18 protein-coding genes, 1 tRNA gene and 1 pseudogene are annotated in these 16,384 nt (G+C 37.2%); 8 read left to right on the forward strand and 12 right to left on the reverse strand.

Annotation, left to right across the window (positions count from 1 at the left end; all coding sequences use genetic code 11):
- Window positions 1-26: 26 nt before the first annotated feature.
- The 6 genes from kapB to IEV52_RS10410 all read right to left on the reverse strand — a co-directional run bounded on the left by kapB (window position 27) and on the right by IEV52_RS10410 (window position 2,760).
- Window positions 27-404 carry a kinase-associated lipoprotein KapB gene (gene kapB, locus IEV52_RS10385; RefSeq protein ID WP_188402491.1) on the reverse strand — a complete coding sequence of 126 codons (378 nt, stop codon included), beginning with the start codon at window positions 402-404 and terminating at the stop codon, window positions 27-29.
- Window positions 401-712 (reverse strand): hypothetical protein, encoded by a 312-nt coding sequence (locus IEV52_RS10390; protein WP_188402492.1) that lies wholly within the window; start codon window positions 710-712, stop codon window positions 401-403. The genes kapB and IEV52_RS10390 overlap by 4 nt, the downstream gene beginning before the upstream one ends.
- Window positions 713-802: 90 nt before the next feature.
- The gene (trhO, locus tag IEV52_RS10395) at window positions 803-1,711 is read right to left on the reverse strand and encodes an oxygen-dependent tRNA uridine(34) hydroxylase TrhO (protein ID WP_188403872.1); all 909 of its coding nucleotides are present in this window, start codon (window positions 1,709-1,711) and stop codon (window positions 803-805) included.
- A gap of 135 nt (window positions 1,712-1,846) precedes the next feature.
- A tRNA-Arg gene (locus IEV52_RS10400) sits at window positions 1,847-1,921 on the reverse strand.
- 80 nt (window positions 1,922-2,001) lie between these two features.
- Window positions 2,002-2,376: a DUF2203 domain-containing protein gene (locus IEV52_RS10405; RefSeq protein ID WP_188402493.1), complete on the reverse strand. Its 375-nt coding sequence runs from the start codon at window positions 2,374-2,376 to the stop codon at window positions 2,002-2,004.
- A 99-nt stretch (window positions 2,377-2,475) separates the two neighbouring features.
- Window positions 2,476-2,760 (reverse strand): hypothetical protein, encoded by a 285-nt coding sequence (locus IEV52_RS10410; RefSeq protein ID WP_188402494.1) that lies wholly within the window; start codon window positions 2,758-2,760, stop codon window positions 2,476-2,478.
- A 188-nt stretch (window positions 2,761-2,948) separates the two neighbouring features.
- Between IEV52_RS10410 and IEV52_RS10415 the strand changes: the two genes are divergently transcribed.
- Window positions 2,949-3,707, forward strand: coding sequence for a DUF6081 family protein (locus IEV52_RS10415; RefSeq protein ID WP_188402495.1), 759 nt, complete (start codon window positions 2,949-2,951; stop codon window positions 3,705-3,707).
- Window positions 3,708-3,829: 122 nt separating this feature from the next.
- A complete protein-coding gene (locus tag IEV52_RS10420) occupies window positions 3,830-5,287 on the forward strand; it encodes an amidase family protein (protein ID WP_188402496.1) in 1,458 nt (485 codons plus the stop codon).
- Between the two features lie 26 nt (window positions 5,288-5,313).
- Here the strand turns inward: IEV52_RS10420 and ltaE are convergent, their stop codons facing one another.
- Window positions 5,314-6,333: a low-specificity L-threonine aldolase gene (gene ltaE / locus IEV52_RS10425; RefSeq protein ID WP_188402497.1), complete on the reverse strand. Its 1,020-nt coding sequence runs from the start codon at window positions 6,331-6,333 to the stop codon at window positions 5,314-5,316.
- A gap of 103 nt (window positions 6,334-6,436) precedes the next feature.
- The gene (locus IEV52_RS10430) at window positions 6,437-7,210 is read right to left on the reverse strand and encodes a class I SAM-dependent methyltransferase (protein ID WP_188402498.1); all 774 of its coding nucleotides are present in this window, start codon (window positions 7,208-7,210) and stop codon (window positions 6,437-6,439) included.
- Between the two features lie 110 nt (window positions 7,211-7,320).
- Here IEV52_RS10430 and IEV52_RS10435 point away from each other — a divergent pair, with 110 nt between their 5' ends.
- The 3 genes and pseudogenes from IEV52_RS10435 to IEV52_RS22770 form a co-directional block, all read left to right on the forward strand.
- Window positions 7,321-9,504, forward strand: a complete 2,184-nt coding sequence (locus IEV52_RS10435) for an MMPL family transporter (protein WP_188402499.1) — start codon at window positions 7,321-7,323, stop codon at window positions 9,502-9,504.
- Window positions 9,505-9,593: 89 nt separating this feature from the next.
- Complete coding sequence (gene plsY, locus IEV52_RS10440) at window positions 9,594-10,181, forward strand: glycerol-3-phosphate 1-O-acyltransferase PlsY (RefSeq protein ID WP_188402500.1); 588 nt, start codon at window positions 9,594-9,596, stop codon at window positions 10,179-10,181.
- 247 nt (window positions 10,182-10,428) lie between these two features.
- Window positions 10,429-10,542: pseudogene (locus IEV52_RS22770) on the forward strand (YjcZ family sporulation protein); the annotation flags it as partial.
- 152 nt (window positions 10,543-10,694) lie between these two features.
- Here IEV52_RS22770 and IEV52_RS10450 read toward each other — a convergent pair.
- On the reverse strand, window positions 10,695-11,126 hold the full coding sequence (locus IEV52_RS10450) for a BrxA/BrxB family bacilliredoxin (protein WP_188403874.1): 432 nt from the start codon (window positions 11,124-11,126) through the stop codon (window positions 10,695-10,697).
- Window positions 11,127-11,189: 63 nt separating this feature from the next.
- Window positions 11,190-11,852, reverse strand: a complete 663-nt coding sequence (locus IEV52_RS10455; protein ID WP_188402501.1) for an NAD-dependent epimerase/dehydratase family protein — start codon at window positions 11,850-11,852, stop codon at window positions 11,190-11,192.
- Between the two features lie 65 nt (window positions 11,853-11,917).
- On the opposite strand from IEV52_RS10455, the gene IEV52_RS10460 reads away from it, so the two are divergent.
- Entirely contained in the window at window positions 11,918-12,982 is a 1,065-nt protein-coding gene (locus tag IEV52_RS10460) for an SDR family oxidoreductase (protein WP_188402502.1), read from the forward strand.
- 33 nt (window positions 12,983-13,015) lie between these two features.
- On the opposite strand, the gene IEV52_RS10465 is transcribed toward IEV52_RS10460, so the two are convergent.
- Complete coding sequence (locus tag IEV52_RS10465) at window positions 13,016-13,591, reverse strand: cysteine hydrolase family protein (RefSeq protein ID WP_188402503.1); 576 nt, start codon at window positions 13,589-13,591, stop codon at window positions 13,016-13,018.
- Window positions 13,592-13,602: 11 nt separating this feature from the next.
- On the reverse strand, window positions 13,603-14,283 hold the full coding sequence (locus IEV52_RS10470; RefSeq protein WP_188402504.1) for an MgtC/SapB family protein: 681 nt from the start codon (window positions 14,281-14,283) through the stop codon (window positions 13,603-13,605).
- Between the two features lie 213 nt (window positions 14,284-14,496).
- On the opposite strand from IEV52_RS10470, the gene IEV52_RS10475 reads away from it, so the two are divergent.
- Both IEV52_RS10475 and IEV52_RS10480 read left to right on the forward strand, forming a co-directional pair.
- Window positions 14,497-14,832, forward strand: a complete 336-nt coding sequence (locus tag IEV52_RS10475; RefSeq protein ID WP_268234767.1) for a DUF485 domain-containing protein — start codon at window positions 14,497-14,499, stop codon at window positions 14,830-14,832.
- Window positions 14,829-16,370, forward strand: coding sequence for a solute symporter family protein (locus IEV52_RS10480; protein ID WP_188402505.1), 1,542 nt, complete (start codon window positions 14,829-14,831; stop codon window positions 16,368-16,370). The genes IEV52_RS10475 and IEV52_RS10480 overlap by 4 nt, the downstream gene beginning before the upstream one ends.
- Window positions 16,371-16,384 lie beyond the last annotated feature (14 nt).

The following is a 16,384-nucleotide window of genomic DNA, read 5'->3' on the forward strand; positions in this document are numbered from 1 at the left end:
ATTTCCTTACCACAACACACGGTTTCTTAATCAAGTTTATAATCTTTTTTGAGCTGATATAGACATTGTAACGAACGATTTGCCCAATCGCTGTTATCTTCTTTTAGTTTTTCTATGTATTGAAGTAGAGCATCTCGTAACGAATCTTGATAGGTTGGAAGCTCGCCCTGATATTCTTTTACTGTATGTGATGGTACCCATGCTCTTTCACTATAACTTAATGCTCTTCTTTCTTGGAAAAAAGGAACATCAGCTTGTTTAGGATGATGCAGATCTCCTTGCCAAGGGTGAGATTTTACAGCAAGAATTTGAACTAAAACCATCTGGTTTCTTTCATCTTCTGCTATTCCTATATATTGCCCGGTTTTATAACTTGCGAGTACATACTTCTCCGTTCGTGTCATTTTTTTGCCTCCCGCATAGCTTCTATTTCTTGTGAAACAACAAAAGCTAGATCTTCGTTGCCGAATAATGATAAAACTTGTAGAAGTGTATCATTGCTGATAGGCTCTGCTTCTTCTGCGGAAACCGTTTGTTCTAACATATGCATAACATATTCATTTTTCGTTTGGTCTGGATAAGCTTTAAGGTATACCTTTTTAGGATCAAGCGCATTATTCACACACCATTGAGCATAAATAATGATCATCATGCCCTCGTCTTTTTGATAATTATTGATGACCTTTTCTGAAATTTCGTTTGCCCTGTTCATCCATGTATCCCCCCTTATGTTATTCATCATTACCGTTTACTTTAAAACAGGGTAATAAAAAAAGCCAGTATAATTACTGGCTTCATCTATCTAAACAGATTGTTGTTCTTTACGTTCTGTTTCGTAGCGATTACGGGGATGTTCTAAACATTCTTTTGAACAAGAACGCTTATGTTTTACTTCGCAATCAGTACAACAAACATGCTGTTTGTTACATTCTGGGTTTGCACAGTTAACGTATCGATCTTCTGTTTTACCGCAATAATAACACTTAGCAATGATCACATCTTCTTCTGTGCGGTTAACAGGTACTGAGATACGCTCATCAAACACATAGAGTTTTCCGTCCCAAAGCTTTCCTTGAACTTCTTCATCTTTACCGTAAGTTACAATGCCACCTTCAAGCTGTGAAACGTCCTTGAATCCTTCTTTTAAAAGAAATCCTGAGAATTTTTCACATCTGATGCCGCCTGTACAGTATGTGAGAACTTTTTTATCTTTAAATTGGCTGATGTTTTCTCGAACCCATTTAGGGAAGTCTCTGGATGCTTTAACATCTGGACGGATCGCCCCACGGAAGTGGCCAATTTCATATTCATAATCATTACGCCCATCAATGACGATTACGTCTTCATCTTGTAAGGCTTCATAGAATTCTTTTGGAGATAGCCGTTTACCTGATAGTTGGTTCGGATCAACATCTTCTTCAAAACGCCAAGTAACAAGTTCTTTCTTATGTCGAACAAACATCTTTTTAAATGTATGTTCTTCAACATCATCTATTTTAAAAACAATATCTTCAAATCGTGGATCTGCTTTCAGATGATCCATATAGATCTGAGTTTGTTCATACGTTCCTGATACAGTCCCGTTTATACCTTCTGGAGCTACAATAATTCTCCCTAAAAGGCCTAAATCCTTACAAAACTTTAAGTGTTCATCTTTAAAGCTTTCTGGATCATCGATCGGAACATACTTGTAATACAATAGTACTCTCATTTTTTCTGACACAATTAATCACCAACCTGCAACGTTAGTTTTTTTATGACGCCAAATAAAAAACCACCGGTCCCAATTTCCCTAATCCCCGTGGTGAGTACCGGATAACCGATATTCAAGATATTAAATTGGAAGTGGCGCGCCCACCAGGATTCGAACCCAGAATACGAGAGCCGAAATCTCGTGTGATATCCATTTCACTATAGGCGCTCATTTACGTCACGAATAATATCATAACCAATATCTCAAAATAAAACAAGTCTTTTTTACAACAATTAAATAACAGTACCTTAATTTACCAAAAATCGAGAATCTACTTTTTCTTCGGAACTTTCATAAACAGTAATGACAGGCTCTTCAGGATGCCATTTGAATACCCCTTTTTCACCATTTAAAATAGCAGGAAAATGCAGTGTTGAAGAAAAAGCATCTTCAAACCAAACACCGTGGGATAAAATATTTGCAATGAATATTTCAGCCTCTAGCTCCATATATTGAATTTTTTTTTCCCAAGCTGCTTTTTCTTCAGCATTCAATTGGGACTCAATCTGCTGAAATGATTCATACCAAAGATCAAATTCCCTTTGCAGATTATGTAAAGAATCGAACTCTTTTGAGAGAACAGGAAGCAATTGATTGGCTTCTTCTAATGTATAACGCTTCATCACTTAGATCTCCTTCATCTTCATGTCCGTATTATAACAAATGAAAAATAGTTTGCACACAAAAATGAAAAGAAGAAAACCTCTTGGTTTCCCAAAAGGTTAAATGGTAAGGCATATTTCTTTTTTCGGATTCTTTAGGTCCAGATAGAAACTCCTAACCGTTTCATCTTCAAGAAGTTCAGGGAAATCCCTTCTATACTCTGAACTGATTAAAATTTGTTCAACAAAATCAACTGAACCTTTTCTAAGCAGCAACCTCAATGTCAGCCATTTATCCCTTTTGGATTTCAGATGGAACTTCGTAATAAAAAGCATAATTCTATCATCACTTGAGAACGTTTTTTCCTTTTCTTTTCGTAAATTAATATGAGATACAGTTTTCATAGAGAAACACCCTCCTTTAATTTGCGAGCTCTTAATACCATTATTATTCAGTTTTTTCTGAAATATACTTGTCCATTTCAGAAATCTAGTTTTTTTATGGACGGGTATTAATAGAAAAGCCAGCATTTGCCTCATTAGATTTTATTTGATTAAATGTTTTTATAAGCAATTACTAGGAGCTGTGTTCAATGAAAAAACATCAAAAAGAAATAGAACTTGGAAATTTTCATACTATTCTATCTGAATCAAACACATGGAAAATAGGAGGTTTTCCACTTCCGGACGGATCATTCCATGAATTCAGAGAGCCGGAAGCGGTCGTCATCGTAAGAAACGACGAGCTTTACGTACGTGTAAATCCTTTTACAAAATCACACCCTTCCGTTCAATTTTTAGATAATGCAAAACACATGTATTACTCAAGTGAACCTATAAAAGTGCCTGAGGACGGAACCATCTCCTTTCAGTGGAAAATGCGCTCACGCCCAATCGGTACTCAACCTAATGATTTATACGATGGATTTGTTTCTGTAAATTTATTAGATTTCACTACTGGCGCAGCGCTCGATTTTTTTGCTGGTAACGATCAATATGCAAGTGTATATGCCATATTGCCGTTTCCAGGTGTTCAGGTCCCTGAAACGAAAAAAACAAGGTATTTCTGCATTTTCAAAGAAGAAAAATCATTTAACAAAAGAGAATGGAACGAATATCAAATCACTTACAACCGGACAGCGGACGAAGTCGTATTTGCAGTGAATGGAGAGGTTGTAAGAACTGAAAACGATGTTCCGATTAAATTTAATGAGTTTACAGTTGCACTCGGACTTATGACAGAAAAAGATTTATCCCCTGAAGGCAGCACTTCTCTTCATGGTCAAGGCATTATTGGAGAATGGACTCCGATGAAAGTAAAAATTGAAAATGAATACAAAAATCGGCTTTAAATCTTAAAGGTCTGCATGATGCGGGGCCTTTTTTTATTTATTCTAGGAATACTAAGAAAATTCCTTTTTTTGTGACAGTTTTATATAATATGTATTGAGTAAATAAGAGAGGATGCGGCAAAATGTCACAAAAAAATGTGTTGCAGATTGAGGAAATGACACTAAATCAGTTGCATGTTCATTTTGAGAATGGCGAATTAACTTCTTTCGACCTGGTTAAACATTATTTGGATCGAATTTCTAAATATGATAAAGACGGACCAAAGATAAATTCCGTTCTAGAAGTAAACCCTGATGCTTTATTTATTGCAAGAAATTTGGATCGCGAACGAGAAAACGGCAAAGTTCGTGGGCCGTTACATGGAGTGCCGGTCATTATAAAAGATAATATAGATACTTGTGATCAGATGCATACGAGCGCTGGGTCATTAGCACTTCAGAACCATTATGCGAAAAATGATGCATTTATCACGAAAAAACTTAGAGAAGCTGGAGCTGTCATTCTTGGTAAAGCCAATATGACAGAATGGGCTAACTTTATGGCATATAACATGTCAAATGGTTATAGTTCAAGAGGCGGGCAAGTCTTGAATCCATATGGACCTGGTGAACTGGATGTAAGTGGTTCAAGTTCTGGATCTGCAGCAGCAGTTGCTTGCAATTTTACTATGCTAGCAGTTGGAACAGAAACATCGGGCTCTATATTATGTCCTGCTGGAAATAACAATATTGTTGGAATTAAACCGACTGTGGGTCTTGTATCCAGAACGGGTATCATACCGATTTCAATCAGTCAGGATACAGCGGGTCCGATGGCCAGAAACGTGAGAGATGCTGCTATCTTGCTGGAGACACTAGCAGGATATGATCCAGAAGATGCAGCTACACATTATGCACCTGAAGTTTCATCCTATATTGATTCACTTGATAAAGCATCCTTAAAGGGAAAAAGATTTGGCGTTGCTTATGAATTCTGTGTTCGATACTTAAATGAACAACAAAAGTCTGTATTTGATGAATCACTCGAGATTCTTAAGCGCCAAGGTGCAGAGGTTGTTTATTTAGAAAAGATTTCACCTATAGAAAATGAAAAATTTGATTATAATGTCCTTTTGTATGAATTTAAGTCAGGCATTAATCACTATTTAAAATCGGTATCCCCTTCTATCGGAATTTCAACACTATCTGATATTATCGCTTATAACGAAGCAAATAAGGAAGAGTGTCTAAAGTACAATCAAGAATTGCTTATAGAGAGTAACGAGACTGATGGCACTTTAACAACACCTGAGTATCTACAATCTAGATTGAATGATCTTGAAAAGACACAGAACAAAGGTATTGATCTGGTTATGGAAGAAAATAAGCTCGATGTCCTTATCAGTCCTAATGATGTATGGTATGGTATACCGGCAAAAGCAGGGTACCCTTCCATTTCTGTTCCCTCGGGATTCGATGATAACGGTATGCCCTTGAGTGTGGTCTTAACTGGAGAGGCATTCACAGAGAAAAAGCTTATTGAGATTGCATATGCCTTTGAACAAGTTTCGCAGAAAAGAGTATCGATTGAATTAAAATAAAAAACCAGGGAGTGATCCCCGGTTTTTTATATAACTTTTTTTAACGCTGAAATGGCTTGTTCGATATCTTGAAAACTGACATCATAATGTGTAGTAAGTCTGATCTGACCTTCACCAAATGAGACTGCAAGAACACCTTCTCTTTTTAGATTTTCGAGAAACTCATCATTCGTTTGATTAGTATTCTCAATATTTATAAGGACGATGTTCGTGTCTGGTCTGTTAACGAGTGTTAACCCTTTTATTTCTTCGATTGCTTCTGCAAGTCGTAATGCTTTTTCATGGTCTTCTCTTAATCGATCCACCATCTCAGTCAGCGAAATAATACCGCTTGCAGCTAAGAAACCCGCTTGTCTCATACCCCCGCCAAGACGCTTTCTCCATTTTCTTGCTTTTTGAATGACTTCTTTTTTTCCTGCTAAAAGGGAACCGACTGGTGACCCAAGACCTTTTGATAAACAAATTTGTACAGAATCACAGTACTGCGTAAAATCGGTTACTTTCTTATTGGAGGCAACTGCAGCATTAAAGAGTCTTGCTCCATCTATATGAACAGGAATGCCTGCGTTTTGGGCAATATCATAAATGGCACTCATGTTTTCTGTTGAAACCACTGAACCTCCGGAACGATTATGAGTATTTTCAAGGCAAATTAATGAAGTATCTGGAAAATGAATATCTTCAGAACGTAGAGCACTCTTTACTGCAGCTGGATTCATCTCTCCTTTTATGCCTTGAACGGCTCTTGGCTGAACACCTGCTAATGCTGATATGGCCCCACCTTCATAAAAGAAAATATGTGACTCAGATTCAACTATAACCTCATCACCAGGTGAACAATATGCTAGAACTGCCAGTTGGTTTCCTTGTGTACCGCTTGTAACGAAAACCGCCGATTCTTTGCCTAACATCTCTGCAGCTAATTCTTCTAATCTGTTAATTGTGGGATCTTCCCCGTATACATCATCGCCTACTGTCGCTTGAAATATGGCTTCTCTCATTCTTTTTGTTGGCTGTGTTAGAGTATCACTTCTTAAATCAATCATTCTCTCACCTCATATTTATTATAAATGATAAAAGCTCCTCAACCAATGAGGAGCTATAAAGATTGACCCGCAAATGTACTTTTATGGATGTAGACATTCTTTTTTACTTATTTTTTTGAATAAATCCATACAAGAAACTAGCATTTCTTTTCATGATCGTAAATCCTAGTTCTTCAAATTTACTGCTCGTTCTATTATCTTTCAAGACAACTCTTTTTGAAGCGACTCTTATTGCTTCTCTTATGGTTTCTTCTGTAAGTTCTCGATAATCAGCACTGCCTTTTAATCCTTGAATTCCAGGAGATGCAATCGTTGATTCAAACATGGGATCAAAATATACTACATCGTAGCTGTTTGAAGGCTGATTCAGTAGAAATTCATAGTGGTCGATTGTTTTAACGTTAATTCTCTTCATGGCTGCATCCATTTCCGGCAGTTTGGTTTCCCATACTTTTAATCCGCTCTTAACGACAAAGGAAATAGCCTTACTGCTTTCGATTCCCGTTATTGATCCTTCTTTCCCAGTAATTAGACTTGCTACGATAGCATCAGAGGCTAATCCAAGTGTGCAATCCAGTAATTTCATACCTTCTTTAAGTTTGGCAGCTTCTATAAATGGATCCTTTTCACCTCTGAGTAATTGTTTTACCCTGAACATGGAAGAATTGGGATGAAAGAAAAAAGGTGTTCCTCCTTCTTTTGGGTGATAAGAAATTTTATCTACACCGATCATCAATACATCTTGGTTATACTCTTTTATCAAAGCCGATATAGAACGACTCTCTCTGTTAATAAATTGACTGTCAAGCGTAACGGCTATTTCTTTCGCTTTCGTTTGTAATCTTGATACGTTCTTTCCTGCAGTTGTAACTATCATCTTTTTCACCTGTCTGTTTAAAAATATAACAATGTAATCCTCGTTTTATTTGCATATATCTAGGAACAAACCTAAAATATGGGAAGATATATGTATGAGGAGGCATCATTATGAAAAAAAGGTCCCCGTTCCTTGCCTTAGGAAGATTTACATACCGATTTCGTATTCTTATTATAACATTCTGGGCTTTAACTACCATTTTATTAGGCTTTTTTGCCGTTAAACTTCCTTCTATTTTAGCAGGAAGCGGTTTTGAAATGGATGGTTCATTCTCGAAAGTAGAAAATATTCTGCAGGATAAATTTGACCAGCCAAAGTCTTCGGTAATGCTAGTTTTTGATTCGGATCAGAAACGTCCACAAGATGATGAATATAAATCCTTTGTACAAATAGCAATCGAGCAAATGGATGATGTTCAAGACGTTGTTGGTGTTCAAAGTCCTTATGATGCCCCTGATAAGATGATTCAAGAAAACGTATCCTTTGCTTCAGTTCAGTTTGATAAAAGCTTTGGTGATTTAAAAACATCCATTGAACAAATAAGAGAAAGGCTGCCTGAAGACAAAGAGATATCAGTCTCTTTAACAGGGGGACCAGTTATTGCTGAAGATATGAATACGGCAAGTCAGCAAGATTTAGCAAGAGCAGAAGCTATAGGTTTACCAGCAGCTCTTATCATCCTTTTACTTGCGTTTGGAGGTTTAATTGCAGCCGGGCTGCCAATCATAGTAGGACTTATCTCTGTGGTCAGTTCGCTTGGTCTGCTTTATTTTTATGGCCAAGAAGAAAATGTTAGTATTTTCTTACTTAACGTTGTTCCAATGATTGGACTAGCTCTTGGAATTGATTTTGCGTTGCTCCTTGTTAATCGTTTTCGTGAGGAACTTCATCAAGGAATCGAAAAAGCTACCATGATATCTGTCCAGACTGCGGGTCGATCCATAGCATTTTCAGGTCTTTGTGTTTTTTTAGGATTGTCCGGTATGCTTCTTATTGATATTGACATCTTTAAAACAGTAGCGATCGGCGGTATGGTAGTCGTTATTCTTTCGGTTCTTAATGCTGTAACCTTTTTGCCCGCCTTGTTAGCCGTTCTTGGCAGCAGGGTAAATGCATTGAAATTGTTTAAACCAAGTGAGAACAGAAATTCAGTATGGCACTCTTTCGCAGCTTTTGTGATGAAACGTCCTGTTATTATGGCTATAACTGCTGCATGTTTACTAGGGTTATCCGTTACACCTGTTAAAGATATGAAACTCTCTATCCCAGAAGCCGAAGCCCTTCCTCCAGACTATGAATCAAGAACCGCATTCGAAAAATTTGAAAAGACTTTTGGTGAAGATGAATTATATCCTGTTCTTATTGTTGCTGAATCTGAAGATGCCTATTTGACGAATGAAGATTCTTTACTTGCATTAGAGAAGTTAGTGAAGGATCTTGAGGATGAAAAAGAGGTAATGAGAACGGAATCTATATTTAATTTCACCGATCAACTAAATGGAGCTGAACTTTATCAAGTTCTGCAGACAGAGCAAGGAAAACAGCAGTTATCCCCTGCAATTGAACCTTTTATCAACAATAAGACAGCAGTGATCAGAGCATATCTATCCGTAAATGTTACGGGTGATGCAGCAAAGCAATTTGTGAAGGAATGGGAACGGGAATATGACAATCTTTCGTTAACCATTGGTGGAGTTACTAAGTTTAATCAAGAGATTTTTGATGAAATTATAGAAAAGGCACCATATGGATTATACATTGTACTGATTACTACTCTATTCATTCTAATGATCGCCTTTCGGTCGGTATTTATACCTATAAAAGCGATTTTCATGAATATGCTTAGTTTGGCAGCAACATTTGGAATTCTCGTTTGGATTTTTCAAAGTGGTGCAATCATGGAACCGGTCGAGATCGGATTGATGATACCTGTATTTACTTTCGGTATAGTGTTTGGGTTAAGTATGGATTATGAAGTATTCTTAATCTCTAGGATACAAGAAATCTATGAGAAGAAAGGTAATAATGATGAGGCAACTTTAGTTGGCTTAACCTCTACATCTAAAATCATTACATCTGCAGCAGCAATCATGATTGTCATTACCGGTTCTTTTGCATTTACTGATGTGATGCCTGTTAAACAAATTGGTATCGCCATAGCACTTGCTATATTTATTGATGCAACGATCGTAAGGATGATATTCGTTCCATCTCTTATGAAGCTGCTTGGAGACTGGAACTGGTGGATGCCATTTACAAAGGATAAACATAAAAGACGCGGCACACCTTCATAAGGGGTGCCGTTTTTTTAAAGTAATAGTGGGAAAGCATATCGTTATATCCTATAATAAGAAATAGCTAGTCTTATTTTAGGGGTGATTATATGGGTGAAATTATTTTAATTATTCTTCTTTCCTATTTGCTAGGCTCTATCCCCTTTGCACTTTTAGTAGGAAAAATCGGTTATGGCATTGATATTAGGCAGCATGGAAGCGGAAATTTAGGCGGGACTAATACATTCAGGACATTAGGAAAAAAAGCAGGATTGATTGTTTCAGCAGCAGACGTATTAAAAGGCACACTCGCTGCAAGTTTGCCCGTTCTATTAGACATCGATCTTCATCCGTTTATAGCAGGTATCCCAGCAGTTATTGGCCATTGCTATCCAATCTTTGCGAAATTTAAAGGTGGTAAAGCTGTTGCGACTTCTGGTGGAGTCCTGTTATTTGCAGAACCTCTTTTGTTTTTACTTGTTTTACTGACATTCTTTTTAACTTTATACATAAGTAAATATGTTTCTCTTTCTTCCATAGTGGCTGGCATTGGATCAGTCGTCCTTAGTTGGCTGCTTGCTGATGATCTAATCACCACTTATATATTGATTGGTTTTACACTTTTTTTAGTGTACAGACACAGGCAAAACATTGTCAGAATCGCAAAAAAAACAGAGCCGAAAGTAAAATGGATTTAAAGATCGTTCCTCTAAAGGGACGGTCTTTTTTTAATGTAAAAGAAAAAATAGGCTCTTCTCCTAAAAAAGTACAGGCGATTTCACCAAAAACTCCGCATCTGTCCGTGTCGGTTTAGATGCTTCGGTCATATGGTGTAATGTGACGTTGACCTAGACTTAAATATTTGGAGGGACTGAAATGGAAAATAAGAAAATGAATATGCCTTATGGTGACAATATGAATATCGGTATGAAGCCTATCGCCAATATGCCGCTTCATGGTGGATATGGCGGTGGGTATGGTGACCACGGATACGGACATGGCTGTGGTTTTCTAATTATTGTTGTTCTGTTCATCCTATTAATCATTATCGGTGCTACAGCGTTCCACTGTAAAGATGATGACTGCGATTTTGATGAGTCTTCATCATCATCTTCTCATTAATGTAATTATTTTATAATAAACAAAGAGAGAAGCTGAACAGCTTCTCTCTTTGTTATTTGATTATTTGGATATATACTGGAAATACGGAGTTAACAATGCTGATCATAAGCACCAAGCAAGTTTTCAAGAATTTCCTCAGGCGCATGATTTTCAATGTTATGGCGATGGATAAAATGAACGACTTTACCGTCTTTTAAAAGAGCCATTGACGGAGAAGATGGCGGGATATCACCAAAGAACTCTCTCATCTGTGCTGTTGCTTCTTTGTCTTGACCAGCGAAAACGGTCACGAATTGATTTGGTTTTACATGATGGTTTAAAGACGCAACGGCAACAGGTCGTGCAAGTCCTGCAGCACATCCACAGACAGAATTAATCACAACAAGTGCAGTGCCTTCTGTTTCCTGCATAAAATAATTTACTTCTTCTGGTGTTTTTAATTCTTCAAATCCAGCACGTGTTAATTCATCTCTCATTGGCTGGGCCATTTGTTTCATATATTCTTCATAGGCATTCATTATTTATTCCTCCTGAAAACGATTCATTTACATACAATGTTATTATAACGTAAACAAGCTTTCAATTTAACTGTTTCTGCTTATCTCTTGAATCCCCTTATTTTCGATTATAGTTAATTTTTGTGCTTCAGGTTTAAAATTTTCATTTATTATCGCTCTGGCAACGGCACTCGCTTCAACAGGCTGATATTTTTTGGGATAAAGAAAAGGTAATGCATAATATAACTTCTCAGCAAATCTTTCACCAAATCTGAATTCTTCCCGTTCTCCAATTAATAATGAAGGCCTGACAATCGTAAGGTGCGGAAAGTTCATGGCGATCAATTGTGATTCCATTTCCCCTTTCACTCTATTGTAAAAAAAAGCTGATTTTGCATAGGCACCCATTGCTGAAATAACGGAGACATCTGCAATGCCTAATGTTTTAGCTAGTTTCCCTAACTTTACTGGAATATGCAGGTCGACTTCTTTAAATGCTTCTTTCGTTTTGGCAATTTTCATTGTGGTTCCTATACAGATGAACATGGCATCCGGCTGAATGTTTTCTAGCTTATATTCCTGTGCAGAGAAATCAAACATAATTTCCTTTACTTTTTCATGTTGTATTTGTGCGGATCTTCTAACTAGCAGAATCATTTCTTTACACATTGGTTCGTTCAGTAACTGTTTAACGACTTCTTTTCCAACTAATCCACTTGATCCTGCAATAATTACAGTTTTTTTGTTCATCTCTATATGATTCCTTTCTACTTGTAAAACACGGTTAAAAAATTTGGAACGGCAGGTGCATGTTAATGAAACATACTTATTTTATCACTGGTTATCCAGGTTTTATAGCTTCTAAGCTTTTAACAGCTCTTCAAAAAGAATTTCCCGCTTCTTCCTTTTACCTTTTGGTCTTAGAAAAGGAACTTCAACTAGCGGAAAAGAAGCTGGGAAACCAACAAAATAATATACATCTATTAAAAGGTGATATTACGAAAAATGATCTTGGTCTCTCATCCATCGATATTAATGAACTATCTGATCATGTTACGCACTGTATTCATTTAGCCGCCCTGTATGATCTAACAATTCCTTATTTACCTGCGTATTCTTGCAATGTTGTTGGCACAGGACATGTGCTATCTTTTGTCAGAAAATGCAAGAATATTAAAAGATTTTGTTATTACAGCACAGCATATGTCTCTGGAAATGAAAATGGCCAGATCCTTGAAAAAGATCTGAGCAAGCCTAAAAATTTTCGGAATTATTATGAACAAACTAAACATGAAGCAGAAATAATTGTTAGAGCTTCCCTAAACGAGATACCTACTACGATTATTAGACCTGGAATTATTGTGGGTGATTCGGAAACAGGAGAGACACTTAAGTTTGATGGCCCATATTTTATGATGCAATTCTTAAAACGATTAGCGAAATTACCTATACCTTTTATAGGTAAATCCAATTCTAAAATACATCTTGTTCCGGTAGATTTTATTGTTAAAGCATCTGTATACTTGATGCACCATTGCCGGGGTGAATCTAAAACGTATCATCTCCTTAGTCCAGATTCCCCTTCCATCCAGGATGCCTACACGTTATTAAGTCAAGAGCTGACCGGTAAAAAGCCAAGCTGGTATCTTCCAAGGTCCGTTGCTGATCGAGTATTGACCTTCCCTTTTATATCAAGATGGCTTGGTGTACCTCAGGAAACACTTTCTTATTTTTCGCATGAAGCAGAATACGATACTTCTCAACTGGTACAAGATCTTGAAGGGTCAGGAATTACTTGTCCCACATTTGACCAATATGCCGGTGCGTTGGTTCGATTTTACAAAGTGAATGCCAATGATCTTTCACTAAAAAGATATTAAAGGGATGACTTGTTTAAAGTCATCCCTCATTATTTATACTAAGCTATTGTTCTTGCTGATTACTTTTGCCCCAAGTGTATTCTTGAAATGAGATAATGCCCATTCATGTCCAGGTTGACTAAAACTTTGAACAGCATCTTCATGAACCACTATTGAAAATCCTTTATTATATGCATCAACAGCAGTATGTAATACACAAATATCCGTACACACTCCTGTCAGATGTACCTCTTGAATGTTTCGTTCCCTCAATTTTATTTCCAAATCTGTACCCGCAAAAGCACTATAACGAGTTTTATCCATCCAGTGGATCTGTTTTTCTAAATCAGTATAATTTGCTATATACACATCATTTAACTTTCCATATAGCTCTCTGCCTTCAGTATTCCTGATATTATGAGGGGGAAACAATTTACTTTCCGGATGATAATGATCGTTCTCCTCATGTACATCGACTGCAAAAATGACATAATCTCCATTATTCAGAAAATCTTCTGTAAGTGAAACTATTCTGTCTTCAATAGACTGACCTGGATTGCCGCAGGTCAGCTTACCTTCATCGGCGATAAAATCATTTGTATAATCAATTACTAGTAATGCTTTTTTCATATAATCCTCCATTAACCGAGTGTTTCAATTTCCACACTGCGTATTCCTTCAATTTTTTTTACATCATCATAAAGATCTGTTGTATACCTTTTTTCATAAATCGAAGCGGCCATCTCCATTTTTTTGTTGTCATTCTCTAGATCTTTAATTCTTACATTTACTATTTTGACCTTTTGTTCGTTAATCTGTTTCATGACATCGCTCATGTTAGTGTCCGGGTTAACAACTAACTTTAACTTAATGTCGATTTGTCTTAAAGCTTTTGGACCAATCCATTTCATGATCAAAGGGATTAATTCGACGCTGATCAAGATTAAAAGAGCTCCTGCTGCGGCTTCTTTATAAAATCCTGCACCGGCTGCTATCCCTAAACCAGAAGCACCCCATATCATGGCAGCAGTTGTAAGTCCTGATATCACATCGTTGCTTCGCCTTAAGATCACACCTGCTCCAAGAAAACCGATACCACTTACAATTTGAGCTGCAAGTCGCATAGGGTCCATTACAGTTTGACTAGAAACAAGAGAAAACTGTTTCGCAGATTCTATGCTTACAATTGTGAGCAAACAACTGCTTATGGAGATTACAAGGCTAGTTTTAAGTCCAACTGGTTTATTTTTTAATTCCCGTTCTATGCCGATGATTAGACCAAAAAATGCTGACATTCCAAGTTTTACTAAGACAACGCTCATGATGTTTACACCTCTCCAGTTTTTTCCCTTATTTAATAATACGCAAATGATAAGAATAAATCCTTCTAAAGTTAGAGTCGATTACGTTGAAGACTATAGTTTTTCAGTTTATAATAGAAACTGTTATTATCTGAAAATATAAACTATTCAGTAAAAGGAGGGTGCTTATTCTTATTCTTTTCATTTGAAAACTAAATAAGAGGAGGAAGTTTATTGTTACCTAAAAGACAGCAAAACTTTGAACACATAAGGTATAGCAAAGTCGTTGAATCCACTCAATTCAAGCAATTAATGGAAGAGAAGAAACGTTTTATTTTGCCGATGACCGTGTTTTTTTTACTGTTTTATTTCAGCCTTCCCATCCTGACAGCTTACTCAGATGTTTTGAACCGAAATGCAATAGGTGATATTACTTGGGCATGGATCTTTGCATTCGCACAATTTATTATGACATGGTCTTTATGCATGATCTATACCAAACGAGCAAAACGATTTGATCAGCTAGCTGAGAAAGTTGTGACAGATATGGACAAGGAGGCCTCCTCATGAATGGTACAGCATTTTCTCTGTTTTTAGCAATCGTAGCCCTTACATTAGTCATAACCTTTTTTGCTTCTAAGAAAACGAAAACAACGAGTGATTTCTATACGGCAGACGGGGGTCTTACTGGCATGCAAAATGGGCTTGCCATTGCTGGAGACTATATGTCGGCGGCTTCATTTCTTGGAATAGCGGGAACCATTGCTCTGTCAGGTTTTGATGGTTTTTTTTATAGTATAGGTTTCCTTGTAGCTTATCTGGTAGTTCTATATTTAGTAGCAGAGCCGCTTCGTAATTTAGGCAAATATACGATGGCAGATATGATTGCAGCAAGGTTCAATGATAAGAAGGTACGCGGTGTTGCAGCTCTTAACACGATGGCCATTTCTACCTTCTACATGGTTGCTCAATTAGTTGGTGCTGGTGCCCTTATAAAGTTATTACTAGGGATCGAGTATATCTACTCTGTACTTATCGTAGGAGTTCTAATGACCGTTTATGTCGTATTTGGCGGTATGACCGCTACTTCATGGGTACAAATTGTAAAAGCTGTTTTACTGATGCTTGGTACTTTCATCATTTCTGTTATGGTCTTTGCAAAATTCGGGTTCAGTTTTACTGAAATGTTCAATCAGGTTAAAAATTCTACTCCACTAGGTGAGTCGTTTTTAAATCCAGGTAATAAGTTTAAAGATCCCCTTGATACGATTTCTTTAAATCTAGCACTTGTATTAGGAACTGCGGGTCTTCCGCACATTCTAATCCGTTTCTTTACGGTAAAAGATGCTCCTACAGCTAGAAAGTCAGTCGTATATGCCACATGGCTGATCGGCATTTTCTATATTATGACGATCTTTTTAGGTTTTGGTGCTGCTGCTTTTGTTGGACAGGATAATATTGTTGCAGCAAATGCTGCAGGAAACATGGCAGCTCCACTATTAGCTGAAGTATTAGGCGGGGAATTCTTATTCGCTTTTGTATCTGCTGTAGCCTTCGCTACTATTTTAGCTGTTGTAGCAGGCCTCGTCTTATCTGCAGCTTCTGCTTTTGCACATGACTTCTACACCCATATCCTGCGAAAGGGGCATGCAACTGAGAAAGAGCAAATGAAGGCAGCAAAATGGGCTTCTGTTGGAGTAGCAATCATTTCTATTCTTTTAGCTCTTTTTGCACAAAAACTTAACGTTGCATTTTTAGTTTCTCTCGCATTTGCGGTTGCTGCCAGTGCAAACCTTCCAATCATCTTGCTTACGATTTTTTGGAAGCGTTTTAATACAGCTGGTGCGGTAACGGGTATGCTTGTTGGTTTGTTGAGTTCACTAATTTTAGTTGCAATCTCTCCAAGTGTCTGGTCACCTGTGGAAGGAGCAGCTATACTGACTGGTGAAGCAATCTTCCCGTTAGCGAATCCAGGTATCGTATCAATCCCGCTTGGATTCTTAGGAGCAATTGTCGGTACGATGCTTTCAAAGCCATCAGATGTTGAAAAATTCAATGAGATTCTTGTTAAAGCAAATACAGGATCAGGATTACGAAAAGGTGCATAGGCGTTTAAAAAACC

Source organism: Fictibacillus barbaricus (genome assembly GCF_014635025.1).
In the GTDB taxonomy this organism is placed as follows: Bacteria; Bacillota; Bacilli; order Bacillales; family Fictibacillaceae; genus Fictibacillus; species Fictibacillus barbaricus.

Coding starts and splice junctions, on each gene's coding strand:
- kapB (WP_188402491.1), bottom strand. CDS start 404: ATGACACGAACGGAGAAGTATGTACTCGCAAGTTATAAAACCGGGCAA.
- IEV52_RS10390 (WP_188402492.1), bottom strand. CDS start 712: ATGAACAGGGCAAACGAAATTTCAGAAAAGGTCATCAATAATTATCAA.
- trhO (WP_188403872.1), bottom strand. CDS start 1,711: ATGAGAGTACTATTGTATTACAAGTATGTTCCGATCGATGATCCAGAA.
- IEV52_RS10405 (WP_188402493.1), bottom strand. CDS start 2,376: ATGAAGCGTTATACATTAGAAGAAGCCAATCAATTGCTTCCTGTTCTC.
- IEV52_RS10410 (WP_188402494.1), bottom strand. CDS start 2,760: ATGAAAACTGTATCTCATATTAATTTACGAAAAGAAAAGGAAAAAACG.
- IEV52_RS10415 (WP_188402495.1), top strand. CDS start 2,949: ATGAAAAAACATCAAAAAGAAATAGAACTTGGAAATTTTCATACTATT.
- IEV52_RS10420 (WP_188402496.1), top strand. CDS start 3,830: ATGTCACAAAAAAATGTGTTGCAGATTGAGGAAATGACACTAAATCAG.
- ltaE (WP_188402497.1), bottom strand. CDS start 6,333: ATGATTGATTTAAGAAGTGATACTCTAACACAGCCAACAAAAAGAATG.
- IEV52_RS10430 (WP_188402498.1), bottom strand. CDS start 7,210: ATGATAGTTACAACTGCAGGAAAGAACGTATCAAGATTACAAACGAAA.
- IEV52_RS10435 (WP_188402499.1), top strand. CDS start 7,321: ATGAAAAAAAGGTCCCCGTTCCTTGCCTTAGGAAGATTTACATACCGA.
- plsY (WP_188402500.1), top strand. CDS start 9,594: ATGGGTGAAATTATTTTAATTATTCTTCTTTCCTATTTGCTAGGCTCT.
- IEV52_RS10455 (WP_188402501.1), bottom strand. CDS start 11,852: ATGAACAAAAAAACTGTAATTATTGCAGGATCAAGTGGATTAGTTGGA.
- IEV52_RS10460 (WP_188402502.1), top strand. CDS start 11,918: ATGAAACATACTTATTTTATCACTGGTTATCCAGGTTTTATAGCTTCT.
- IEV52_RS10465 (WP_188402503.1), bottom strand. CDS start 13,591: ATGAAAAAAGCATTACTAGTAATTGATTATACAAATGATTTTATCGCC.
- IEV52_RS10470 (WP_188402504.1), bottom strand. CDS start 14,283: ATGAGCGTTGTCTTAGTAAAACTTGGAATGTCAGCATTTTTTGGTCTA.
- IEV52_RS10480 (WP_188402505.1), top strand. CDS start 14,829: ATGAATGGTACAGCATTTTCTCTGTTTTTAGCAATCGTAGCCCTTACA.